We start from the raw sequence: 24,215 nt of genomic DNA, 5'->3' as shown, positions 1-24,215 counted from the left end.
TTTACACTGTTTCTACATAAAAAAAAACCCTGAACTAGTCAGGGTTCATTAAAACTTTATTTCAAAGTTTGACAATTTGTTGCTTGTTTTGAAATGAAAATGGCAGATTTTTGAACGTTTTGAAGAATTCTGGACCATATTTGTTTAAAAAGTACATGATATTCCAAATTCTTTCTTGTGGTGCTTCGAGTGGTTTTAAACTATTTTCAATCCGTTCAAAATCTCGAAGGATATATCCTTCCTTCTCTTCCACACGCTTTGCAACCTTTTGATAAACAAATTGAAGCTGGTCTTCTATAAATTTGGCATTTTTATCTAATAGCTGTTCAAAGCTTGGTTCGATCTCTAGCGCTTCTTGTCTCATGGCCTCATGAACATTCGCTAATTCACGTTTGGCATGTTGAACCGATTGAACGAAGCTGTCTGGAAGACTTTGCTGAAAGTGCGCATCCTTTTTTTCTTTCACGCCTTTTGTCAGCACTTCTTCAACCGACAATTCTCTTATCGGCAGCTTCTTATCAATGTGCCGTTCAAGAATGGTGACATGCAGTCTTGGAAGAACGGGTGCCATTTTGACATCGAAGTACTCGAAGATGCCTTTCAGCTCACCCCAATAGTTCACTTCACCGTGTCCAGCCATAAAAGCAAGCGTTGGAAGAAGGGTTTCCTGCATCAATGGACGGGTCACCACATTATTGCTAAACCGCTCTGGGTGCTCCTCGACTTCCTGCAAAAGCTCATCTTTTGTCCAAGTAAGCCCCACTTCAGATATAGAAAATTGGCCATTCTCTTGTTCAATGAGGAAACGCTCATCATCATATTCGTAAAACAAGTTGGCTTGATGGTCACCAGCTTCAATAATCGGCTGATACCCCGCTTGTTCCATGGCAGCCTGCGTGTTATTTAAGTGAGCCACGATCGCATCACTCGACTCCACAATTTGCTTGAATAACGTACGTTCAAGTGGCTTCACGCCAAAGTCTCCTGAATTCAATAACAGCAGTCCATCTTCTTCAAATAGATCGCAAACAATCCACTCAAAGAAATCAGTAAACGTTTCTGATTTGCGTAAACATCGAAGAAGCTGATCAAACAAGTCATTTGTGTAAGCAGATTCCTCATAGGTTGAAAATACATCACGAAGCCATCTCTCTGTTTTCTCTTGGTGTAGAGGTGTTCTTTTCGCAGCTGTTTTTTTCACATGATGTAATGGAAGCTTTTGTTTGACTGGGCCTTTTTCGCCAGACGTGTACACAAAGTTAATTTCGTCTACGTCGTGATCTTCACCCGCTACCCAAAAGACCGGAATAACAGGAACGCCAAGCTCTGATTCTTTTTCTTTGGCAAACTGAATAATGGAAATGATTTTATGTATGGTATAAAGCGGACCTGTCAGTAGGCCTGCCTGCTGTCCTCCAACCACCATGACGCTCCGTTCATCACGTATCTTCTCAATATTCTCACGCATCGCAGCCGAATCAAATTTTGCATGGTATGCGCTCATATAATCCGCTAAAGCCTCGCGCGGGAAGCTCCTTTCCATGAGATCGTCGTATCTCTTTTTCCATATGTGCTCAGAATGTATATCATAATCAAAAAAAGCAGTCATCTCTTTTTTTTCTTCTATATAATCACGTATGAATAAATTCTGACTTCGGATGGAAAGTTCAGTCAATTGCATGTTTAGAACTTCCTTTCTTCAATAAATAGTTAGTTTCCCGAAAAAAGTATAGCATGTAAATGAGCTCACTCAAAAGATTTTGTTTGCTTTTTTTCCAATACTTCCAAGCTCCTATTCAAGAAAGTGAGGAATGGCGGCGTCATCCCTTGACCTTGAGCTTTTTTTAAAAGGTAGCCAATGATTGCTTTTCTTTCAGTTTGGCGGCCTTTGACGATATCTTGCAGCATTGACGATTGATTGGCAGCCGTTTGATGGCAAATTGATTTCACATGAGCCCATAGACGATCTTTCTCAAGCAACCCTAGAATGGAAACCGCTTCTTCAAATGCACATGTCATCATATGTTCATATGACGGGTTCGATACCAATTCCCCATTATTCACATGTAATAAAGCCGTCAACGGATTAATACACACATTGACGAGCAGTTTTTCCTCCAGTACTTTCTTCCATTCATCTGTATAAACCATTTGAAAATCGCCCGTTGACAGTTCACTACTCATAGGTCCTTTTTCCTCATGCAGAAATGCTCCCCACTTGATGACACCAATTCCTGTATGGTTTACTGCGCGATCAGACACCTTCATTGCGCCATGCTCTACTACACCAATATATAACTGATGTGCCGTTTTCCAGTTCTTTAAATCGACGAGGTGGGCCATTCCGTTCTGCAAAAATAAGATCCGCTGGTGAGGCAGTCCCGATAATTCCCCTAGAACATCTTGCAGATGATGATACTTCACTGTCACAATCAGCAAATCAAATATTCCTTTGACCCCCGTATCGGCCTCAACAGCTGATTGAATGGTTTCCCCTCTTTCCATTCGTTCAATGCCTAATGCTCGAATTTCTTCTGCCTGCTGTTTCCTTCTTGTAAAGACGGTGATGTCATGATGCTCTGATAAATAACTTGCACAAAGCAGACCAATCGCACCACCGCCAATGATTCCAATTTTCAATTGCCGCACTTCCCTTTTTCTGTTTACTTCATGTTATCAACTATTTTACCAGTTTCGTGCTACGATGCAAAAAGCAGATAACGCGCTATGATTGAATTTTTTTAATTAAAAAACTATAATAATAAGTGTAAAAACTTTTTTAGGCGGATGGGATGAAAACGCCTTCAATGACATCACTGTCGACATTATGTGTGTAAGGGGGAAGATCACATGACACAAGTAAAACGTCTTCTGATTAACTACAAAACATTAGAGGAATTTAAACAATTTAAGGAATATGGCATACAAGAACTTTCCATGCTTGAAGACCTAGAAAGTAATATGATTGAAAATGACAGCAACTCTCCATTTTATGGGATTTACTTTGGAGATAAGCTTGTGGCACGTATGAGCCTCTATCAAGTAGATGGCTCGACGACGACGTATTTTGACCATAATCATGATTATCTAGAGCTGTGGAAGCTAGAAGTGTTGCCAGGATATCAGCGTAAAGGTTACGGCGAAGCACTTGTTGATTTCGCAAAATCTTTTGGCCTTCCAATTCGAACGAATCCACGCGTCAAATCTGCCGGTTTTTGGGATAAAATGGGCTTTGAAGCGGTGAAATATGATATGGAACGCGATAAAGGAGAAAACCCACTCATTTGGGAGCCGGCACATATTCAAAAGAACACAGGTGAGTCCGCTTAATCATTTTAATCATTAAGAAAACGCCCCTCTTTCCATCTGTGAGGGGCGTTTTCTTATTTTGCGTAATCTTTTAAGCTGATATTCTGTTTGACTCTTTCAACAATACCAATAAGTGCCCGGTAATCTTCTTCTGTCATTTTTAATTGACGTTTCAGCTGTTCATTTTCTTCGGTGAGTGATTTTAATTGATGCTGTGCATCTTTAAGCTCCTCCCGTAAATATGCTGGACCAGATGGTTCTTTCTCAAGCTGCTCTAGAAACCGAATTACTTCTCGAAGCGTCAGTTCAGTCTGATCAGAAGATGCCTTCTCCTCTATGGTGAACGCATGCTGCGGTAAACCCGAAGAATGGATACCAATTTTTTTACGCAGTTCTTTTCGCTGTTTTTTGGCAAGCTCAATGCCTGCCTGGTACTGCTTTCTGACGTAAGAATTCCACCTGAATCCACATGCTGCTGCTGTTCTTGACAATGCTTTTCCAACCTCTTCAAATGCTGAAAGCTGGGTACCGCCATCTCGGATATGCCTTAAGACAACTTCTGCTAAAAGTAAATCTTCATCTTGTGTCCATGCGTCCTGCCGTGTAATCGTCAACTCATCATCCCCCCTGAATCTGAATACCACATCATATGCGCTTACTAGAGTAGATAGACTATTTGCAGGAGAGAAACCTAAAAAATAGATCAATAAAAAAACGCAAGGGAAGATTCCCTCACGTTTTTTTATCAAGCATTAGTTGCTTTTTACGTCTTTGCCTTTGTATGTTCCGCAAGATTTGCAGACACGATGAGAAATTTTCATTTCACCGCATTCTGGGCAAGCTACCATACCAGGTACTTGTAGTTTGAAATGCGTACGACGCAATCTTTTTTTCATTTTAGAAGTTCTTCTAAAAGGTACAGCCATTATTCCCACCTCCTTAAAGAGTTAAGATTCATTATTTTCTTCTAAGAGCTTCTTCAAGCCTTCCAGACGAGGATCAATTCGGTTTTGATGTGCATCTTCCGAAATGACCGCCCAGTCATTCCCTTCCTGTGGTGCAGCACCTTTTACGTCAGCTTGGTCGCAAAAGATTTGCATGGGCACTTCAAGAAGAATTTCTTCCTTGACTATAGGCGTTAAGTCGATGATATCGTCTTCTACAATAGAAACGTCTTCATCTTCTATGTCGTCTGTCTTATGAAGTACAAATAGTTCTTTTGTTGAAATCGCAAATGGATAATTTACATCAACAAGCGTTCTTGAACAAGGCAATGTCATTTCACCTGTGATGGTTAAATCAAATGCGACTTGCTTTGATTCGATCACTCCAGTCCCTTTCACCTCTACTGGTGAAATACGACGTATATCTGAATGAAGGCTAGTAAGTTCATTTAAGTCAACCGTCTCATGAAAATCGAAGCTGTTTTTAGCTTTTTGATGTAACTGATAAACTGTCCATTTCAATTGTATCACCTCTAAGAGCAACAAACATGATTATAGCTTTCATCATGCTATTTGTCAATATTTTTTCTTTACAGTCCTTCATGATGTCAAAGGGCTGTTTGACATCAGTTCTCGGAATGCCTACACTGAAAAAAATGGTCTTCATTTTTCCCTTATGCTACTGTAGCACAGACCATTTAACCATAGCAAGAAAGGCGGAACATCTATTGAAAGCAGTGGGAGTCGTTGTCGAGTACAATCCATTTCATTATGGGCATGCCTATCATGTGAATCAGGCGAAAAAACAAACCTCCTCAGATGTTGCCATTGCCGTTATGAGCGGTTCTTTCCTCCAGCGCGGGGAGCCTGCCATCGTCTCAAAATGGGCACGTACAAAAATGGCACTGCAAAACGGTGTAGACATTGTGTGTGAGCTTCCATACATATATGCCGTACAAAAGGCAGAAACCTTCGCCAATGGCGCTGTGTCCATCCTCGATGCATTAAAATGCCATTCTCTTTTTTTCGGCAGTGAGGATGGAAAAATCAACGCATTTGAGCGCACAGCACACGCTTGGCATGAAAAAAAGGCAGAGATTGATCTTTTAACAAAAGAAAAGGTGAAAGAAGGTCTTAGTTATCCCGCAGCAGCAGCAGGTGCGTTTCAAGAGGCCATTCATACTGAACACTTACTGGATTTGTCCAAACCAAATAACATTTTAGGCTTTCATTATGTTAAAGCCATCTTAGAGAGAGCTCCTCACATGCAGCCTTTTACGTCTCAAAGAATTGCATCTGATTATCATGATGAAGAACTGCCTGACAACCAAAAAATCGCAAGCGCCACAAGTATCCGAAAAGCTTTAAAAGAACAGAGCTCATTTCAAGCAGTCACGCCCTACCTCCCGGACGCTACTTTAAAGCAATTACACGACTATCATTCTTCATATGGTCTTTTACATACGCAAGAAGCCTATTTTCGCTTTCTGAAACATGTTTTTCATACAATGGATACGAGTGAATTAGAGAGCATCTATGAAATTGAAGAAGGCATTGAACACCGCATGCAAAAAGCCATGACACATGCATCTTCCTACGAGGAGTATCTATCACTTGTCAAAACAAAACGATATACGTGGACAAGGTTACAGCGGATGAATACGCATCTATTAATGAACGTGAAGAAAAAGACGATGCACGAGCTGCTTGAAGAGAAAAAAGCGCCCTATATTCGTTTACTTGGAATGACAAGGAAAGGACAACAGTACTTGTCTCTTGTAAAAAAAGAGTTGGATGTACCACTTGTGAGTAAACTGTCTTCCTTTTCACATCCCGCCCTTGATCTTGATATTCGTGCTTCAAGGGTGTTTAGCCTTCCCATCTCTGAACCCATGCAAACAGAATTAACAAAAGCAGAGTTTAAAACATCACCGATTCGATATGATGAAGAGAGCGGACTCTTTTCATCTTGATAGAAAAAAGCAGCCTGATTTGCAGGCTGCTCTTTTTTATGATGCTTTCTCTTTTAATTTGTTTAAATAGTTTAGTGCGTCCTGCATGGTATCCACAGGAACGATTTTCATATCACTTTTAATATCTTTTGCTGTTTTGACTGCATTTTTGTAGTCAGAGTTTGGGTCACCTTTATCATTCGGTGCAAAGAAGATGTCTTTCCCTGCTTTGTCTGCTGCAACAACCTTTTGATCAATTCCGCCAATCGGTCCGACTGTACCATCTGCATCAATCGTTCCAGTTCCTGCGATCGCATAGCCATGTGTTTCATCTTCTTTTGTCAGCTGATTGTAAATTTCAAGTGACATCATTAAACCAGCCGATGGACCGCCGATGTTTTCAATATCCACTTTCACAGAAGGAGACACTTTCACATGACGGTCTGTAAATAGTGATACGCCAATTCCCACTCGTTTTGGCTCTTCTTTAAATGGTTTTAACGTCACGTTCTGCGTGATTTCTTTGCCATTACGTTCAAGTACAAAACGGACAGTCGTGCCTGCTTTTTTACTGCTGATATACGAAACCATTTTATCTGCTGACTCGTATGTATGGCCGTCGACGCTTTTGATCTTATCACCAACTTCAATCTTCCCATATGCAGGCATTCCTTTCATCACATAGCTCGCATATACCCCATTAAACGTATAATCTACTTTTTTCCCTGCTTTTGTATAAGCGGCAATCATCGCATTTTCTTGAGAACTTTTCATGAGCTGCAGCTGCCGTTTCATATAATCCTCATCAGACTCTCCGTCCGCTTTAATATTTTCTTCTGGAACGATTTCGTCATACTTGTTCATTTTTGCAAGCAAATACGTATATGGATTGGCTGGACCTACTTTAATGGTCATAAGAGAAAAGCTGCCCTTCTCGCCATATCCTCCGTCTACTTGAATGTGTGGCGCAATTTCTGTTGCATCACCTGGCTTTGTGACGTAATAGGGCAGTTTCACAAAAGTTAAGCCAAATAAGACTAGAACAACAGCAAAAAAGCTGAGCCAGCGAATATTTAATTTTTTCATTCGATTAACACTCCCATTTATCAATGACATCTTTCAGTTTTCCTTTTAGTTGGTCGGCGGCGAGTTCACCTGCTTCAATCATTTCTTGAACCTGTGTAAACGCACTAGAGCTAAAGGTCTCGAGCTTCGGCCGAATCATGAGATCTGCATGAATGGTTTGGTGACGAACCAATTCATTTTGAAGGATGTCCAAACTTTGCATAATGACATCCGATAATCTCGTTGCCTTTTCTGTTTTTTTCACCCTTGATACATCAGAGGCGATAATGAGATCTGCCCCCATTTCTTTGAGAACAGAAACAGGAATGCGGTCCACTACCGCTCCATCCACCAATTGCCTGCCGCCTATTTCATGCGGAACAAACACACCCGGAATGCTAATGCTTGCCCTGACTGCTTGTGAGACAGACCCTTCTTTGAACACAACCTTCTCCCCTGTCTGAAGGTCACAGGCGACAATCGCAAGAGGCACGCGCATTTCTTCAATATTCTTCCCATATGTAAACGTGTGAATCAGTTGCAAAATTCGATTTCCTTTTAACAGACCGATTTTTGGCAGTGTATAGTCAGCATAATACTTTCTTCTGAAGACAAGTGCAAGTTTTTTCATTTTTTCTACGTCTTGTCCTGCTGCATAAAAGCTCCCCACAAGAGCACCAATACTGCTTCCTGCGATCATATCCACCTGAATTCCTTGTTTCTCAAGACTAGATAAAACCCCGATATGCGCCATCCCTCTGGCACCCCCGGAGCCCAGCGCAAGCCCGATAATCGGTCGTTTCATGAATCCACCCTCCTCTTTCTATGCATATATACGAATCTATAGGTCTAAACATGCCCCTTCTCATCGTATAGTAATAGAAGACAGGCTCGGCTAGCATCTCTTTTTCTTTAATCACGAGCTCGCCAATAGATTATAACGGCAAGGAGCGACATCTCCATGAAAAAATGGAACACTCTGTTCATCGCTGCTTTTTTTATCTTTTTAACAGCCACTGTGATTACACATCCACAAGCCTCTTTGCAAGCATCGAAAAATGGACTTGCAATGTGGTGGGAAGTGGTTTTTCCATCGCTGCTACCTTTTTTTATTTTGTCCGAGCTATTAATCAGTTTCGGGATTGTCAGATTTGTCGGCGTATTATTAGAGCCATTTATGCGGCCTATCTTTCGGGTGCCTGGTGTCGGCGGATTTGTACTGGCGATGGGAATGGCCTCTGGTTTTCCTTCTGGCGCTAAATTGACGACAAGACTTCGGCAGGAAGGACAGCTGACAAGAATTGAAGCAGAACGCCTTGTGTCATTTACCAATTCTTCAAACCCTTTGTTCATTTTTGGAGCAGTGGCTGTAGGATTTTTTCATCACCCAGCTATAGGCATTGTGTTAGCCTGTGCACATTATTTAGGAAATCTCGCGGTTGGGGTGACGATGCGCGGATATAAAGCACGTCATGATGCGCACCTCAGAAGCCGAAAAGGATTTTTATTGCCTCCAATTCGAGAAGCATTCAGCGCTCTTCATACGGCAAGACTTGCAGAAAAAAGACCACTTGGCCAAATATTAAGTGACGCTGTCATGTCATCTGTTCAAACGCTCTTTATGATTGGCGGCTTTATCATTTTATTTTCTGTCTTTAGTCAAATGCTCGCTGTCGTTCATGTGACAGATCTTCTCTCTATCGGGATCGGCTCTATACTGAAAACGATGCACCTTCCGCCGGAATTAGATCTAGCCATGATTGCGGGTCTATTTGAAATCACATTAGGAAGTCAGCTCACAGGATCACAAGAGGTTTCCATGCTCGCTAAAACAATTGTGGTCAGCTTTATTTTAGGATTTAGCGGATTCTCCGTTCAAGCTCAGGTAGCCGGGATTTTGGCAGCCACCGATATACGCTTTAAACCGTTTTTCTTCGCCCGTTTGCTTCACGGTATTTACGCAGCCGTCTTTACTTTTTTGTTATTCAAACCCCTTTATGTCTCTAAAGCAGACATGGCGCTTCCAGCAGGGGCATTTGAAACAAGCGAGCAAGTCGTGATGTTTAGCAGCATGTTATGGAATCAGCTTGTATCTGCTGGTCCTCTCATCACCTTGTTCAGTCTGATCGTGTATATTGCGCTCTATTATCAGAAATTAAAAAATGGATGAGTGCACAATGCACTCATCCATTAAATTTTTCTTTCAGCGCAGCTTCGACCTCTTGCGGTACAAGCTCTTTGACTGATCCATGATATTTCGCTACTTCTTTAACAATGCTTGAACTTAAGAAGGAGTATTGATTATTCGTCATCATAAAGAACGTTTCAATGTCATCATTCAACACTTTGTTCATTGATGTCCCTTGCATCTCGTATTCAAAGTCCGTCACCGCTCTAAGTCCGCGCAAAATGACTTTCGCCTCTTTTTGTTTCGCATAATCAACGAGCAGTCCATGAAAGGATTCCACTTTGATATTTGGTAGCTCCTTTGTTGCTTGACGAATGAGTTCACATCGCTCTTCAACAGTAAACAACGGCTTTTTTGACGAGTTATTGAGGACGCACACATATACTTCATCAAAAATCTTTGCCCCTCTTTTGATAATATCCAAATGGCCCAATGTGACTGGATCGAAGCTACCCGGACAAACGGCTATATTCCCCATGCTTTAATTTCCCCGCTTTCTATAGATCGTAATGCCAGTCATTCCGTACATTTCCTGCCTTGAGATATGCAGCTGTCCTGCTTCCTCTGGCAGTGTCACATCTTTATCATGCTCACACACAATGACGCCATCATCTGCTAATAAGGAATGCTCATCAATCGTATCAAGAAGTGCTTTCAACTTTTGATCTTTATACGGCGGATCCAGGAAGATGGCTTGAAAAGATTCTTCTCGCTTCACTACAGCGGCGAGTGCACGGTTTGCATCATTTCGAAACACTTCACTTTGATCCATCAGCGACAATTGATTCAAGTTGCCTTTAATCGTCTGAATCGCCTTCATATCTCGATCCACAAATATACAATGATCGAATCCTCTAGAAAGCGCTTCAATTCCTAAACCACCACTTCCAGCAAATAAATCAAGGGCCCATCCCCCATCAAAATACGGTCCAATCATATTAAAAATGGATTCTTTTACTTTATCTGTTGTTGGTCTTGTTGATTGGCCGGGTACGGCTTTCAGCGTGCGGCCTTTTTTTGTTCCAGAAATCACTCTCATTTTTCCACCACTTTTTCTGCTTGCATCTATTGAATATTGTTTGATGACAAAAAATTCAACATTATCTTACCATATCCACTCCACATGGGACAATGCACTGAATTCCATTCATTTTCTATGTATAGATCACAAAAGAGAGGGTCATACTACTGTTAACAGCATCTGATGTGGTGCTGTTGCCAACCGCGGAGAAGACTTACGTTTCCCCATAAGTTCTTCCTCCGGTTTCTCCTCTCCCTTTGCCTTCTCCTTAATGAATCATTAAGAATAGAAGGACCCCGCGGGTGATGCCGCGGGGGTTTTTTTGTGTCTTTAAAAGCCCACCTTATAATCATACTCTTTTGCTTTGTCCAATTTCGATTCGTACTCTAATTTAATAAAAGGTTTATAGGAAGGCTCAACACGTTTTACAAATGGCAATGAACTGAGCTTTGCCATGTGGCGCTCAAGATCATTCATATCACAATAAATCACTGCATATTTCATTTTCCTTGAAATATAGTGAACATTCCCAAATTTCCTTAGCGCTTTTGACTGCTTTAACGAATGCAGCCAAACGACCATCCCTTGACGTTTGGTATCCATCTTTTCACCTTCCGCTTTTCAATTCTTTCCGTTCATTATGTAAAAGACGAGACGTTCAAGTCTCGTCAAGATACTTTACAGCCACAGCTGCCTCCTGATCCACAGCCACCGCCGCATGATGATAGACCATCAAAATATGGGTTCCCTGTTGGAACTTTAATATATGCTGATACAGCTTGACCGATTTCAATACTAATCTCATCTAAGATGGATTGAATCGCTGTTTCTGCTTTTTTGAAATCAACCACTGTATCGTGAAGATCTAGCTTTCTTTTGACCTCACGCATTTCTTTTGAGATCGTTCTATAGTCCGGATGGTATTTGCCGAACCGCTGCACATCTTCATATTGCTCTTTTACTTTTGTAAAATGGGCAATAATTTGTTGGGCTTCTTCGTCTTGCTGGAGACGCTTAAAGCAGTTGCGGTAATGTTCAGCCTCCTCCGACTGAAGAATCATGGCAGCCAATTGATTTGCTTCCTCTTGGAGCTCCACAGATTCGATTGTCGCATACATAAATGTTGCACCTCCAATTCATAGTTTACCACGAAACCTATGGATCAGAAAATGCTTTTACGTCACAAATACATCCCACGTCTCTCTTTTCTGCTTATATTCAGGGTGACGAGAATTTAGCACAACGGTCATTTTATGCTTTCCTTTTGAAAGGTGCTTGACCACAAACGCCGCAGTATACTCATTGCCTGCCCGTTTCCCGTCTACATACACAGTAAAATACCCAGCCTTCTTATCCTTTTTTAGGGGTGAAGGTTCAAGGTGAAAATCTTGAAGTGTACTTTCTATATACACAACAGATCCCTGCACTTTGTATTTTAAAAAGCCTTGCTGCTTCATTTCACTTTGCGTCTGCTGCATGACTGGTACTGCTGGTTCTTGCCTAGTTACTTGCTCTTGATCATGTTGACTTTGACATCCGGTGAGAAGAAAAAGCAATGCGCATATTGACAGCATCCATTTCATGTTCTGATTCTCCTTTCGTCTACTTTCATAGGATGCTCATGAAATAGACATCTTAATCAACTCAAAAAAAGCCTCACCCGGCTCCATTTTGATTGCGCATTGCTTGGAACATCTGGATCATCATTTCAGCCATTTGGACACTATTGCTCAACTGGCTCACACGATGAGGAATGGTTTTTTCGTAAAAGTTCATTTTATCTAATTCAAACGAAGTGACATTTTCAGGATGCCGCGTTAACTGTCTATACCAGAGTGGGCGCTGCCTGATGAATTTGATTCGATCCTCTTCGGCCATGACAAACTCTTGTACTTCTCTCCGCACCAAAAGCATCCCCTTTCAATTAATCTTTCCTGAAGGAGAATGGGTGCTGGCTGCCTCCAGATGAACCCTTCTTTGAGCCATTTGATGAAAATTGACCGAGTAAGCTTTGTAAAGAGGAAATAGACTGGCTCATTTTATTAATTTGTTCATTCATTTGATCAGCGTCCATTTTTTTCACTGCAGAAACCATTTTAGACATAAAATCTGCTTTTCCCGGTTCACTTTGCTTAGCGGCTTTTTCTTCTTTTGCTTCTTCCGTTTGTGTTTGCCGGTAAGGAGACCACATGTCATCTTCCTCACCAAACATGACCCAATTCTCGTATAAACTTTGCCAGCTTTTTTCTTGCGTCTGCACTTCTTGAATTAATTTCGGATGGCGTCTGACGAACTGTTTAAATTCATCAATGGATGTTTGCTTTTGCTTATTTGTCATATCCTCACCCCCCATACAAATGCCTACTATACTATATACATCTGGGTCTATTTTGGTGAGCCCTTTTCATAAAAAAACAGCCGCCATCTGTGCGCAGCTGTTTAGAGGATTAAGACGTTTTCTTAATGAAGTTTTGTGTATAATACTTTTCTTTCACACCAACGCCAAGGTGCGTGTAATCTTGATTTAACAATGCCTTCCGGTGACCTTCGCTATTCAGCCAGCCTTCTACAGCTGCAGGGCCATCAACATAATTATACGCAATGTTTTCTCCCGCAAGCTGAAATGCGACCTCGCCTCTTTCTAACCGATCTTTCAGCGTGCCGTATTTTTTAGATTCATGGGAGAAATAATGATGATCTTTCATGTCCTCACTATGCATGAATGCCACTTCAGATGTTTCATCGTCCCACTTTAAGGTCGGCAGTTTGTACTTATGGCGGATAATATTGGTCATATCAAAAATTTGTTTTTGACTCGACGCTTCAATATCCTTCCACTTTTCACCTGATATCGCCTCAGGTTCAATTAATTGACCTCGATAAACGACTTCATACGGCTTTTGTTTGACAAATGTATCTGCATTAAAGGCTCGAATGCTCGAAAGAGTGCTTTCAAACTTATCCATGTAGAGCTGGACATACACATCATCTCCCACTTTCACCGTCGGCCTGGTATTCATATCATCTTCTGAGAATTCAAAGCGATATGAATTTCCCTCGTCCTCTACATGAATGTAAGGAGCGATTTGTGTTTTTTTAAACACTTCACTTGTGGCTTGACCGATTTTAAACGGCTCAACATTCAGCCCATCCCCTGTCGCAAACAAGGTCACCACTTTACTGTCCTTTACCCCTACTTGAATATAGTGTTTCTTCGATTGATTGTATATCCACCAGTCATAATCATATGCGGAAGGATCAATGCGATCTGGTTCCCCTAGCTGTTTAAGCACTTCGTTTGAAGACTTCCCCATAAAGGACATGAGACCTTTTTTCGGAATGTTGATCGGCTTATCGCTAGATGTTTCTTCATTAGACACCTTCGGCTCATTGCTGTTTTCTTTTTCTGGTGAAGATCCATATTGAATAAACAGAACGTACGTTCCAGATATAATCAGGAGGATGAAGAGTGTTTTCAGCACAGTTTTCAAATAAACACCTCCGTTAAATTGGCAAGGTACAAAAAGTACCTTCTACTGTCATTTAAACAAAACTTGCTCCATTTATCAACGACAATACAGCCTATTTAACACGAATTTAAAATATGCCCCTCCTAATGAAGAAATCCTTGGCCATGATCCTGGTCTTGTTGAGAGATTTCCGTCAGAGCATCACCTGCACGATCGTTTGATAAATCTTCAACTGATAAATCCCCAAGGGCTACGATTCCTGTGAGTGCCCCGTTTTTGACAACTGGGATACGGCGGAGCTGATGTTCTGACATCAACCGGACAATTTCTTCTAGGGTTGCATCTTCTTCAGCTGTCAAAACTTCCTTCGTCATGAGGGCACCAACCTCTTGTGAGTTCGGCTTTTTCTCAGCAATACCTCTAAGTACAAGGTCGCGGTCTGTGACAATACCAACAAGCTGATCTCCGTCGACTACTGGAATGGCACCAATGTCAGCATCTTTCATTTTGACTGCCGCTTCATATGCATTGTCGTCCTTTTGCAACGTCACTACTTTTTTCGTCATGATATCTTTGATTTTTTTCGTTTTCACGTTGATTCCTCCATCCGTTATTTTCTTTATTACTGTAACCAGCTTATAAAAGAACATACCTTTCACAGTTGAAAGTTTAACGCTTTCATACTATGATTGTCAGTAAAGGGAATTTTTATAAGGAGGGGTTTTGGGTGAAGTTTGAAGGTACGGGGATTGAAAAGGTATCAGCTGACTTAAATAAATTGGATTTCATTATGGAAAGTGAAGGATTTGTACGAGCCGATCAATGGGATTATGAGCGTGTGACGTACGACAGGAAGTATAACATGGTAGAGGGGACGTTTTACTTACGGATCTCTGGCTATGCCACTGAGGGAGATGTCGGCTCCAAAAAAGCCCACATCCAGCTGCTGACACCTTTACTTGGAAAACACTATTATCCGCATGGTGTTGAATATGGAGAAGGCGAAGATTTCCCTAAATCTCTTATTCAATCCAGCAAAAAAACGCTGAACCAATTGAAAGAAAAACTAGAAGCGATCACTGCTGAAGCATAAAAAGCACAGCCCCTGCGGCTGTGCTTTTCATTTATTCATATTTCGGAATGAGCGCATCTGGTACGGCATCTTTCGCTCTTTCTTTTCTCGCCCAGTCAAAGAAGACAACAGCAAGAATAGATCCGTATACAATCTCCTGAATGATTTTCATCAAAATAGCACCTAGCTGCTGATCTTCTAGCAGCGGCAATGTATGAAACATGTCAGGTCCCGTAAGCGCAAGACCAGCAAGCATATCACTCGGTACGCATAGGTGCAGTGCTTGTATCCATGCGCCGGCATCTGAATAAGTGGCATAGATAGGCGCTTCACTAAACATAATGAGTGCGCAGGCAGGTGTCATTAAAATCCCATCTGCCATAATATATCCAAGCTTTAAAATGCCTGTAATCTGCGGCTGACTTTGCACTTTATGGACAAGCGGCCACCACATGAAAAAGGCAGCGATAAAAATGACAACCGTCATCAATGCGTGATAAAACGGATCTGTTTTGACAAAATCGAACACAAGCGGAATATGATACAGCGAAAACAACCCGTTAAAACCGAGTAAGGCAATCAACGGCTTAGAAAACAAGCGGAAAATCGACTGAATACCCCGTGTTTGAATGATCCGCTCCCAAATCGCCGCAGGTAAACCTGTAATAAGAAGGGGCGGGATGACCAAATAGAGCACTGCCATTTGCGCCATATGCGCACTGAACATAATATGCCCCATTAAATCAATCGGGCTCCCCTTCACTGCATAAAGCAACACAAGCCCCGTGAGAAACAGCGTTTTCTCTTTCACCGTCGCACGGTGCTTCCCCTTCGTCACGAGAAGCAGATAAAAAGCGGCTGCTGCTACAATACATGTCAAATAGTAAGGACTCCATAATGCACGAAATCCAAATATCTCTAAGTTTTCCATTGCTGCGCCTCCTTTAAGGGCAAAGCGAGCTTACCACCAAATAATGGTCAAAAAGGCTAAAACGGTAATAAACGCGACAAACACACCTGAGTAAAGAAACAACGCGGGTGTTTCATGCCCTTTTTGGTTCATGTGCATAAAATAATAAAGCTGAAAAGCGACCTGAATCACTGCAAGCAGTAAAATAAAAGGGACAGCGAACCAATTTCCGACGTCTTCAGAGGCGATTGTTAAAAAGGCAACAAACGTTAAACCAATCATCAAGCCGAAAGAAATGAGCTGATGCTTCATTTCTTCGGCATTTTTCTTTTTCCGATAGACAAGATCGACTTTGGACTGATTTGTGTTTTTATTTCCCATTCTTATCCCACCATTCCCATTAAATATACAACGGTAAAGATGAAGACCCACACAACATCAATGAAGTGCCAATAAAGGCTTGCCACATAATATTTTGGTGCATTGTATAAATCGAGTCCGCGTCTCATATTCCGAATCATCAGAGCGGTGATCCAGCAAAGTCCAAATGCGACGTGAGCCCCGTGTGTTCCAACAAGCGTATAGAAGGAAGAACCAAGTGCAGAGCTCGTAATGGTAAATTCATACGCATGCACATAATGATAAAACTCATAAATTTCTACCCCTAAAAATCCAGCACCTAAAAGAACGGTTACACCTAGCCAAAGCTGCATTTTTTTAAAGGCAAAGTTTTTCATATGATACATAGCATACACACTCGTTAAACTGCTCGTTAACAGAAGCATTGTGGCAATAAAGACAAGTGTGAGGTCAAACATTTCAGTTGTTGTTGCGCCGCCTGCATTTGAATTTTTCAGCGCCAAATAAGTGGCAAACAAAGATGCAAACAGGACCGTTTCTCCCCCAAGAAACAACCAGAACCCGACGAACTTATTCTTTCCTTCTAACGTGGCTTTCTCAGGAGAAGCTGGAAAGGTTTCCGCTGTCATTTTTTGTGGTTCCATTATGCTTTCACCCCTTTGTCATCGTCATCCGTCAAATCTTCTTTGTGAATATGGTATCCATGATCATCTTTAAGAGAGCGAACGAGCATGGTCGCAAACGTGATGCCAAGACCAATGAAGATCACCGGTAGACCCCAGCTGTGTTCTTGACGATACATAAAACCAAACGCTGACACAAATAGACCGAATGAGATAATGATAGGCAAGATGGAATTATTCGGCATGTGAATATCATCGAGCGGTTCAGATGCTGTCATTCCTTTTTTGCCATCCATTTTCTCAATCCATAATGGATCAAGTCCCCGTACAAGAGGCAGCTGCTTAAAGTTATATTCTGGCGGAGGTGAAGATACTGCCCATTCAAGCGTTCTTCCATCTCCCCAAGGATCGCCCGATACACGCTCCCCTTTTGCTGTCGTCCAGATGATATTAATCAGCATGATGACAACTGCTACAAACATGAACAGTGCCCCAATTGTACTGACCAAGTTCCCAAGGTCTAGACCCTGACCTGGCAAGAATGTAAAGACTCGGCGTGGCATGCCCCAAAGACCGAGAAAATGCTGGATAAAGAACGTTAAATGGAAACCGACGAAAAACAGCACAAAGCCAATTTTCCCAAGCTTCTCATTCAGTATTTTCCCAAACATCTTCGGCCACCAATAATGCACACCTGCTAAAATACCGAAGACCACACCACCGATAATGACATAGTGGAAATGCGCCACAACGAAGTACGTGTCATGGAACTGATAATCCGCTGCTGCTGCTGCAAGCATGACGCCGGTTACACCGCCAAGTAAGAATGACGGAATGAACGCAACTGAATATAGCATTGGCGTTGTAAACTTCACATTACCGCCCCATATGGTGAGCAACCAGTTAAATACTTTAATTCCAGTTGGCACCGCAATCGCCATTGTGGCTACGGCAAAGATCGCATTGGCAATTGGACCAAGTCCTGTTGTGAACATGTGATGCGCCCATACCATGAATCCAAGGAAACCAATTAATACAGTCGCAAACACCATGGACGAATAACCAAACAATCTTTTTCTTGCAAACACCGGAATGATCTCAGAGAAAATCCCAAATGCCGGCAAAATCAAGATATACACTTCTGGGTGTCCAAAAATCCAGAACAAATGCTCCCAGATGATTGTATTTCCTCCGAGCTCTGGATTAAAAAAGCTCGTATCAAACATTCGATCAAGCATCAGCATCGCAAGCCCTGCTGTCAGCGGCGGGAATGCGAATAAAATTAGTGCAGATGCCACAAACGTCGTCCAGGTAAAGAGCGGCATTCTCATATACGTCATACCTGGCGCTCTCATATTAATAATCGTTGCAAGAAAGTTGATTCCGGCAATTAGCGTACCAATACCCGCTATCTGCAACCCTAAAATATAGAAATCCATGCCGTGCCCTTCTGAATTCAGCGTGAGCGACGCATAGGCAGTCCAGCCTGCATCAGGTGCTCCGCCCATAAACCATCCAAGGTTTAAGAAAATACCTCCGAAAAAGAACAGCCAAAAACCAAGTGAATTCACAAATGGAAACGCTACGTCACGTGCACCAATTTGAATGGGTACAACCGCATTCATTAATGCAAATAAAAGCGGCATTGCTGCAAGGAAAATCATCGTTGTTCCATGCATCGTCATGACTTCATTGTAAAACCCTGCACTCACAAAATCATTTTCAGGGATGGCTAGCTGAATACGGATAATCATCGCTTCCAGGCCACCAATTAAAAAGAAAAATCCCCCTGCCACTAAATATAGTATGGCAATTTTTTTGTGGTCAACCGTCGTTAAGTAATCCCATAAGACAGCGCCAAACCCCCGCTTTTTAGCTATTGTACTCACCATGAAATCCCCCTCTTATCTCCCATTTGCCCCTTTTCATATCAATGTCTATCTTCACGTTCTAAAAACAGACTATATCTGACAGATGACTTATTCTTGGATGTAGAGACTTATTCGGGAGCTCTTAACAAAAACTTCACATAGATCGTATACCCTTTTGAATGTGCGCAACTTCAAGCTGCTCAAGGCATTTACTGTATTTTAAGACCTTTTAAATACTCGTAGAGTGCATCTGCTTCTGAGTCATTTAGTTTAGGGTACGTCCCTGTCATCTTATTACCTGGTTTAAAGCTCTCTGGATCTTTCAGCCATGCTTTGACATTTTCTTTGTTCATGTCTTTAATTCCAGCTACTTTTGTCCGCTCTCCGAAGGTTGCAAGGTTTGGTGCAGTCCTTGCCGCCTCTGGTCGTTCATCTCCAGGCTCTACCGCATGACAGCTTAAACAGTTTTTCTCTTTAAAGAGTTTTTCACCCTCAAGGGCTAGATCTGACGTAGACGCAGGCTTCTTATAATCTGCCATCTTTTTCGTCCAGCCTAAAAACTCATCTTGAGAAAGCGTTTTAACTTTAAAGTCCATTAAAGCATGTGATGGACCGCAAAGCTCTGCACATTTCCCATAGAAATATTCTCCAGCATCTTTCGTTCGTTTTGAGTCAAATGTTAAATAAAACTTGTTCTCGTTGTCTGTATTTGTATCAATTTTACCCCCAGCTGATGGAATCCAAAATGAGTGTTTCACATCAGATGCTTTCAGCTTAAAATAAACCTTTTGATCAGTTGGAACAATCAATTCCTGACTTGTCACAATCCCATAATCAGGGTATTCAAATTCCCACCAATATAAGCTGGCTCTTACATTCACTACAAGTGTCTTTTCAGGATCTCGTTTTTTCTTATCCATGGCGCTTGTATCCCCTAGCTCAAGCGTGTATGCCACAACAGGTACAACGAGAATAATGAGTAGAAGTATCGGAATCGCTGTCCACGTAATTTCGAGGTTACGGTTCCCTTCTACCTGTTTAGGAATCGTATCTTCTCCCACTTTAGAACGTTTGAATTTAATGATGACGTAAAAGAAAATGATCGATACAACAATAACGACAAGAACCATAATAAGTGTACTCAGTACCGTTAGGAAAAACTGTTTATCTGCTACTTCCCCAACTGGCTTGAGTGTTGATAAGTATGGTTCACCGCAGCCCGCCAAAACGAGCGTCAGTAAGAGAAACAGTGAATAAACACGCCATTTTCTTATCATAATTTGTCCCAACCCCTTTTGCTTGATCTCCTTTGCCTTTCGCTTTTACCTCTTATTTATAAAATCACCTTTCACCCATCCATAACCCCCGCCTCTTATAAAAGCACTTACATTTCCTCTTTTCATAAAAAAATGATGTTTTTACTCAAAATACCATCTATGTATAAACAGAAAGCCGCCTAAATAGAACTGAATATCAGGCGGCTTTCATAGTTGTAAGAAAATGTTGTGTTATAAGATATAGCCATTGTTTTGATGTGATCAAAGTGTATTTCACTCTAGAATAGTGTAATAATAATCATCGCAACGAAAAAGATCGTTAAGTAGTTTAATGAATAAACGAACATGAGTGTTGACCACTTCATGATATCTTTCATTTTAAAGCCCATAAGACCAATGACGAGCCATCCAATGTTCAGCAATGTGCCAAGTGCGACAATCGGCCATCCTAATCCACCTAAGAAAAATGGAAGCGGGAGAAGACATGCTGTCCAAATGATGATTTGGCGTTTTGTGACTTCAAAGCCGTAAACAACTGGCAGCATTGGAATACCTGCTTTGCGGTAATCTTCCGTTTTCTTAATCGCAAGTGATAAGAAATGCGGAATTTGCCAGATGAACATAATCATAAACAGGACCCAAGCCGTTGTGTCGATGGTGCCTGTAACAGCTGTCCAGCCAATTAATGGCGGAACCGCACCAGATACACTCCCAATGACTGTATTAATGGTGTAATGACGTTTAGACCACATCGTGTATAGAACTGCATAAGTAAAGACACCGATAAATCCAATCACTGCTGATGTAACAGTTGTCATCAGAAGCATAATCAGTCCAAGTACAACAAGCAGAATACCAAATGCATACGCTTGACCTGGCTGAACTTTACCTGTCACCGTCGGTCTTGTTTTTGTTCTTTCCATTAGTATATCAATATCACGGTCAAACGCATTATTAATGGCGCATGAACCGGCAATAATAAGAGAAGAACCAATCATTGTTAACAGCACAATATCAAGATTCCCAAGGAAACTCATACCTGTAAAATAAAAAGCAAGCCACATTCCAGTAAAAGTTGTAATGAAATTGGAATTGACGATGCCCATTTTAATAAGAGCAAGAAAATCTTTTAAAGCGGTTGTTTCTTCTATTTGTCCATGAATAGCTGCTTCCGCGGCTGTTTTGGAATTTGCCAATGTGTATAACCTCCCTTGCCCAAACCTTCAAACGAACGAATAAAACGTAAAATCGTTACAACTCTATCATACAAGATAAAGAGCTGTAAAAAAACATCCTATTAAATAATAAACGACAAACTTGAAGTTATTTGTGAACTTTTCGTGAATTTATTAGGATGTGCGTTTCAGAAGGCGGTGCAAAATGAAATATTCTCTCCTCTATTTCTATCAGACTGTCAAAGAAAGATCAAGCACTCTAAATCTGTAAACTTTGTGAACTAACATATCATTTTTTTGTGAACTTTGGTCATTATGAATTGCAACAGAACACGCATTTGGCTTAAACTTGAGAGCATGTGAGGTTTTCATTTAGATCAGAAGTTATTTAGAGAAGGTGAAATCATTTGATGAAATTTGCTTTAAGGTTATTGAGCGTTGTCACAACATTTGTGATGCTGATCGTTCTGATTGGCGGTGCGCTTGTGACGAAAACTGGCTCCGGTCTTGGCTGCGGCAGACAATGGCCCCTTTGCCACGGTCGTTTCTTTCCAGAAATGAACCCTGCTTCCATTATCGAATGGAGCCACCGCATGTCAACAGGAGTTTCCACCATTCTTGTACTGGCACTGGCGGTCTTATGCTGGAAAAAAATCAGTCCAGTATTCCGTGAAACCAAATTTTTGGTCATCATGTCCATTATATTCTTACTGCTTCAAGCGCTGTTAGGGGCACTCGCCGTTGTGTTTGGTTCTAACGCACTTGTCATGGCACTGCACTTCGGTATTTCACTGATTTCTTTTGCTTCCGTTTTACTGCTGGCACTGCTTGTGTTTGAAGCCACCAGATCTGAAACAAAGCTTGTGAAGCCGCTTCATATCGGCAAAAGAATGCAGTTCCATATTTATGGGTTGATCACATATACGTATATTGTGGTGTATACGGGCGCCTATGTGAGACATACAAAATCAAGTCTTGCATGCTCTGTCTTCCCATTTTGTTCAAAAGACGGCGCACTTCCAGCGTATTTTAATCAATGGGTTCAAATGTCTCACCGAGCAGCAGCCCTTCTTTTATTCGTTTGGATATTTGTTGCGATGTTCCATGCCCTTAAACATTATAAAGAACAAAAGCAGCTGTATTATGGATGGATCATTTCAGCCATTCTGATTACACTTCAAGCGATCTCAGGTGTGATGTCTGTTTATTCTCATCTCGCACTCGGTTATGCGCTTGCTCATTCATTCTTTATTTCTTGTTTGTTTGGGGTACTATGCTACTTCTGCTTACTCATTGCCCGGTTTAAATATGAAAATAGAGAGCCTTTCAGATAAACATACAATCCCCCTTTCATCCGAAAAGGGGGATTTCTTTTATGTTTGTTTCGCTTCTTCGAATAGCGAAATGGCCTTTTTTCGTCTTTCTTGATGATCGACTGTAGGCAGAGGATATGTATCCCCCAGCATGCATCCCGATTTCATTTGCTCATCTATCGGCATTTTACTCGGTTCATGAATCCATTTTTCATTCACATGCTTTAGTTCTGGTACATACCTTCTAATATATTCTCCGCTTGGGTCAAATCGTTTCGACTGGGTCGTTGGGTTAAAAATACGGAAGTAAGGAACAGCATCCGTTCCGACAGAGGCTGCCCACTGAAATCCTCCAATATTCGAAGCCTCATCATAGTCGACAAGTTTTCTCGCAAAATACGCTTCGCCCATTCTCCAATCGATGAGATAATCTTTTGTCAGGAATGAAGCCGTCACCATTCTCAAACGGTTATGCATCCAGCCTTCTTCATTTAACTGTCTCATCCCAGCGTCAACGAGCGGGAAGCCTGTTTGTCCTTTACACCAAGCTTCAAAAAGTGTCTCATCATCATTCCATTTTATATGTTGAAAGGAGGCGTTGATTTCTTTTTCTTTCATCTCTGGATAATGCGCAAAGATCATATGATAAAAATCGCGCCACGCTAGCTCTTTCATAAATGTTTCCTTGCCCTCATCTTCAAAAAGTTCTTCCTCATTGACCGCATGAAAGATTGTGCGAATAGAAATGGTCCCGGTTTTTAAGAACCGAGACAGCTTGCTCGTCCCAAAAACAGACGGAATATCTCGTTTCTCATGATAATGCGTCAATCTTTCTTGAATAAAGCCGCCTAGCGTGCTCATCGCTTTGTCTGATCCAATCTGATCGAATTTCCTTGTACATTTCTTGATGATGTCCCTTAGTTTCGCATCTCCCTTTTCAGAAAGTGACTCATCACAAATCGTATGCTCACTGCTCAGAAATGATTTGTCAACTTTTATCACAGACTGCTTCTCCTGCTTCCGCCACGCTTGGTAGTATGGAGTAAACACCTGATAATGAGAACCATCCGCTTTTAAAATATCTCTCGCCCCATGCAGATGCGTATCTTGCCACTTTGACACATGAATGCCCTTTTCTTCTAAGAAACGGGTCACTTGCTCATCACGTGTTTGACCATTTCCTACTTCGTCCTCATTAAAAAAGACCGCATTGATGTCATAAGCATCCATGAGCTTTTGAAAAGCGGACAAAATATCATCATGAATGAGATGAACATACATGTGAGATTCTCTCGCTTCCTTGACGAAATTGGCTAAATTTTGAAAGAAATGTTCGTTGTTCAAATCCAGTTCCATTTCTGTAAAAAATGGATCTAGATGATAAAAAGCACATAATCGGTACTGATGTTTTTTTGCATATGTGATCGCTTTTGATAAGGCGATATGATCATCCAATCGCATATCTCGGCGAAACCAAATCACGACAATTTCCACTCTTTCTTCACCTCATTCTATAGTGTAATCACTCTAGCGGGCGGCTGCACATTTTAATGCGCTCAAAAAAAGACACATCGCAGTGGATGTGTCTTGGATTGTTGACAAAGGGCTAAAATGCTCTTTATTTTAGCCCTTTGTCTTCTTTTCAGCGTGATAGAAAGCCCTTGA

At 41.5% G+C, this 24,215-nt stretch carries 28 protein-coding genes; 5 read left to right on the top strand and 23 right to left on the bottom strand.

Annotated features, from left to right (window positions below; all coding sequences use genetic code 11):
• Positions 1–61: 61 nt before the first annotated feature.
• Positions 62–1,681, bottom strand: coding sequence for a bacillithiol biosynthesis cysteine-adding enzyme BshC (bshC, locus tag MHI58_RS07595; protein WP_268382591.1), 1,620 nt, complete (start codon positions 1,679–1,681; stop codon positions 62–64).
• A 65-nt stretch (positions 1,682–1,746) separates the two neighbouring features.
• On the bottom strand, positions 1,747–2,640 hold the full coding sequence (locus MHI58_RS07590; RefSeq protein WP_163116144.1) for a 2-dehydropantoate 2-reductase: 894 nt from the start codon (positions 2,638–2,640) through the stop codon (positions 1,747–1,749).
• Between the two features lie 210 nt (positions 2,641–2,850).
• On the opposite strand from MHI58_RS07590, the gene MHI58_RS07585 reads away from it, so the two are divergent.
• The gene (locus MHI58_RS07585; protein WP_007499784.1) at positions 2,851–3,330 is read left to right on the top strand and encodes an N-acetyltransferase; all 480 of its coding nucleotides are present in this window, start codon (positions 2,851–2,853) and stop codon (positions 3,328–3,330) included.
• A 53-nt stretch (positions 3,331–3,383) separates the two neighbouring features.
• Here the strand turns inward: MHI58_RS07585 and gerR are convergent, their stop codons facing one another.
• The 3 genes from gerR to MHI58_RS07570 form a co-directional block, all read right to left on the bottom strand.
• Positions 3,384–3,923, bottom strand: coding sequence for a sporulation-specific transcriptional regulator GerR (gene gerR / locus MHI58_RS07580; protein ID WP_017359370.1), 540 nt, complete (start codon positions 3,921–3,923; stop codon positions 3,384–3,386).
• Between the two features lie 138 nt (positions 3,924–4,061).
• A complete protein-coding gene (gene rpmF / locus MHI58_RS07575) occupies positions 4,062–4,235 on the bottom strand; it encodes a 50S ribosomal protein L32 (RefSeq protein WP_008354700.1) in 174 nt (57 codons plus the stop codon).
• Positions 4,236–4,256: 21 nt separating this feature from the next.
• Positions 4,257–4,775, bottom strand: coding sequence for a DUF177 domain-containing protein (locus MHI58_RS07570; RefSeq protein ID WP_045034234.1), 519 nt, complete (start codon positions 4,773–4,775; stop codon positions 4,257–4,259).
• A gap of 206 nt (positions 4,776–4,981) precedes the next feature.
• Here MHI58_RS07570 and MHI58_RS07565 point away from each other — a divergent pair, with 206 nt between their 5' ends.
• Positions 4,982–6,226: a nucleotidyltransferase gene (locus MHI58_RS07565; protein WP_368004403.1), complete on the top strand. Its 1,245-nt coding sequence runs from the start codon at positions 4,982–4,984 to the stop codon at positions 6,224–6,226.
• A gap of 36 nt (positions 6,227–6,262) precedes the next feature.
• Here MHI58_RS07565 and MHI58_RS07560 read toward each other — a convergent pair whose 3' ends face one another.
• Together MHI58_RS07560 and MHI58_RS07555 are read right to left on the bottom strand one after the other, a co-directional pair.
• Positions 6,263–7,291, bottom strand: coding sequence for a SepM family pheromone-processing serine protease (locus tag MHI58_RS07560; protein WP_017359372.1), 1,029 nt, complete (start codon positions 7,289–7,291; stop codon positions 6,263–6,265).
• A gap of 4 nt (positions 7,292–7,295) precedes the next feature.
• Positions 7,296–8,075, bottom strand: coding sequence for a patatin-like phospholipase family protein (locus MHI58_RS07555; protein ID WP_017367186.1), 780 nt, complete (start codon positions 8,073–8,075; stop codon positions 7,296–7,298).
• A 156-nt stretch (positions 8,076–8,231) separates the two neighbouring features.
• Between MHI58_RS07555 and ylbJ the strand changes: the two genes are divergently transcribed.
• Positions 8,232–9,440 (top strand): sporulation integral membrane protein YlbJ, encoded by a 1,209-nt coding sequence (gene ylbJ / locus MHI58_RS07550; protein WP_045034232.1) that lies wholly within the window; start codon positions 8,232–8,234, stop codon positions 9,438–9,440.
• Positions 9,441–9,453: 13 nt separating this feature from the next.
• On the opposite strand, the gene coaD is transcribed toward ylbJ, so the two are convergent.
• The 9 genes from coaD to MHI58_RS07505 all read right to left on the bottom strand — a co-directional run bounded on the left by coaD (position 9,454) and on the right by MHI58_RS07505 (position 14,515).
• On the bottom strand, positions 9,454–9,936 hold the full coding sequence (coaD, locus tag MHI58_RS07545; RefSeq protein WP_007499803.1) for a pantetheine-phosphate adenylyltransferase: 483 nt from the start codon (positions 9,934–9,936) through the stop codon (positions 9,454–9,456).
• 3 nt (positions 9,937–9,939) lie between these two features.
• Entirely contained in the window at positions 9,940–10,497 is a 558-nt protein-coding gene (gene rsmD / locus MHI58_RS07540) for a 16S rRNA (guanine(966)-N(2))-methyltransferase RsmD (protein WP_007499805.1), read from the bottom strand.
• A gap of 312 nt (positions 10,498–10,809) precedes the next feature.
• On the bottom strand, positions 10,810–11,082 hold the full coding sequence (locus MHI58_RS07535; protein WP_008345023.1) for a YlbG family protein: 273 nt from the start codon (positions 11,080–11,082) through the stop codon (positions 10,810–10,812).
• Between the two features lie 65 nt (positions 11,083–11,147).
• Positions 11,148–11,597, bottom strand: coding sequence for a YlbF family regulator (locus MHI58_RS07530; RefSeq protein WP_007499807.1), 450 nt, complete (start codon positions 11,595–11,597; stop codon positions 11,148–11,150).
• 57 nt (positions 11,598–11,654) lie between these two features.
• A complete protein-coding gene (locus tag MHI58_RS07525) occupies positions 11,655–12,062 on the bottom strand; it encodes a hypothetical protein (protein ID WP_007499810.1) in 408 nt (135 codons plus the stop codon).
• A 73-nt stretch (positions 12,063–12,135) separates the two neighbouring features.
• Positions 12,136–12,384 carry a YlbE-like family protein gene (locus MHI58_RS07520; protein ID WP_017359376.1) on the bottom strand — a complete coding sequence of 83 codons (249 nt, stop codon included), beginning with the start codon at positions 12,382–12,384 and terminating at the stop codon, positions 12,136–12,138.
• A 19-nt stretch (positions 12,385–12,403) separates the two neighbouring features.
• Positions 12,404–12,817, bottom strand: coding sequence for a YlbD family protein (locus MHI58_RS07515; RefSeq protein ID WP_024720298.1), 414 nt, complete (start codon positions 12,815–12,817; stop codon positions 12,404–12,406).
• A 109-nt stretch (positions 12,818–12,926) separates the two neighbouring features.
• The gene (locus MHI58_RS07510) at positions 12,927–13,970 is read right to left on the bottom strand and encodes a CAP domain-containing protein (RefSeq protein WP_008345031.1); all 1,044 of its coding nucleotides are present in this window, start codon (positions 13,968–13,970) and stop codon (positions 12,927–12,929) included.
• A 122-nt stretch (positions 13,971–14,092) separates the two neighbouring features.
• Positions 14,093–14,515: a CBS domain-containing protein gene (locus MHI58_RS07505; RefSeq protein ID WP_045034299.1), complete on the bottom strand. Its 423-nt coding sequence runs from the start codon at positions 14,513–14,515 to the stop codon at positions 14,093–14,095.
• Positions 14,516–14,676: 161 nt separating this feature from the next.
• Between MHI58_RS07505 and MHI58_RS07500 the strand changes: the two genes are divergently transcribed.
• Positions 14,677–15,042 carry a YugN family protein gene (locus MHI58_RS07500; RefSeq protein WP_008345035.1) on the top strand — a complete coding sequence of 122 codons (366 nt, stop codon included), beginning with the start codon at positions 14,677–14,679 and terminating at the stop codon, positions 15,040–15,042.
• A gap of 31 nt (positions 15,043–15,073) precedes the next feature.
• On the opposite strand, the gene ctaG is transcribed toward MHI58_RS07500, so the two are convergent.
• From ctaG to cyoE, 6 genes are all read right to left on the bottom strand, one after another.
• Positions 15,074–15,952: a cytochrome c oxidase assembly factor CtaG gene (gene ctaG, locus MHI58_RS07495; RefSeq protein WP_041507349.1), complete on the bottom strand. Its 879-nt coding sequence runs from the start codon at positions 15,950–15,952 to the stop codon at positions 15,074–15,076.
• 30 nt (positions 15,953–15,982) lie between these two features.
• Positions 15,983–16,312 (bottom strand): cytochrome c oxidase subunit IVB, encoded by a 330-nt coding sequence (ctaF, locus tag MHI58_RS07490; RefSeq protein ID WP_003211520.1) that lies wholly within the window; start codon positions 16,310–16,312, stop codon positions 15,983–15,985.
• 2 nt (positions 16,313–16,314) lie between these two features.
• The gene (gene ctaE, locus MHI58_RS07485; RefSeq protein WP_089374148.1) at positions 16,315–16,938 is read right to left on the bottom strand and encodes a cytochrome c oxidase subunit III; all 624 of its coding nucleotides are present in this window, start codon (positions 16,936–16,938) and stop codon (positions 16,315–16,317) included.
• On the bottom strand, positions 16,935–18,806 hold the full coding sequence (gene ctaD / locus MHI58_RS07480) for a cytochrome c oxidase subunit I (protein WP_007499823.1): 1,872 nt from the start codon (positions 18,804–18,806) through the stop codon (positions 16,935–16,937). Before ctaD ends, ctaE begins: the two co-directional genes overlap by 4 nt.
• A 188-nt stretch (positions 18,807–18,994) precedes the next feature.
• Positions 18,995–20,062: a cytochrome c oxidase subunit II gene (coxB, locus tag MHI58_RS07475; RefSeq protein WP_024720297.1), complete on the bottom strand. Its 1,068-nt coding sequence runs from the start codon at positions 20,060–20,062 to the stop codon at positions 18,995–18,997.
• Between the two features lie 278 nt (positions 20,063–20,340).
• Positions 20,341–21,258, bottom strand: a complete 918-nt coding sequence (gene cyoE, locus MHI58_RS07470; protein WP_024720296.1) for a heme o synthase — start codon at positions 21,256–21,258, stop codon at positions 20,341–20,343.
• A gap of 389 nt (positions 21,259–21,647) precedes the next feature.
• Here cyoE and MHI58_RS07465 point away from each other — a divergent pair, with 389 nt between their 5' ends.
• Positions 21,648–22,571 carry a heme A synthase gene (locus tag MHI58_RS07465; protein ID WP_025207284.1) on the top strand — a complete coding sequence of 308 codons (924 nt, stop codon included), beginning with the start codon at positions 21,648–21,650 and terminating at the stop codon, positions 22,569–22,571.
• Positions 22,572–22,610: 39 nt separating this feature from the next.
• On the opposite strand, the gene MHI58_RS07460 is transcribed toward MHI58_RS07465, so the two are convergent.
• Positions 22,611–24,044 carry a deoxyribodipyrimidine photo-lyase gene (locus MHI58_RS07460; RefSeq protein WP_045034231.1) on the bottom strand — a complete coding sequence of 478 codons (1,434 nt, stop codon included), beginning with the start codon at positions 24,042–24,044 and terminating at the stop codon, positions 22,611–22,613.
• Positions 24,045–24,215: the final 171 nt, after the last annotated feature.

The sequence above is a fragment of the Bacillus sp. FSL K6-2869 genome (genome assembly GCF_040869405.1).
Taxonomy (GTDB): Bacteria; Bacillota; Bacilli; order Bacillales; family Bacillaceae; genus Bacillus; species Bacillus altitudinis.
Note: the sequence above shows the minus strand (reverse complement) of the source record. Positions and strands in the feature narration are given on the sequence as shown.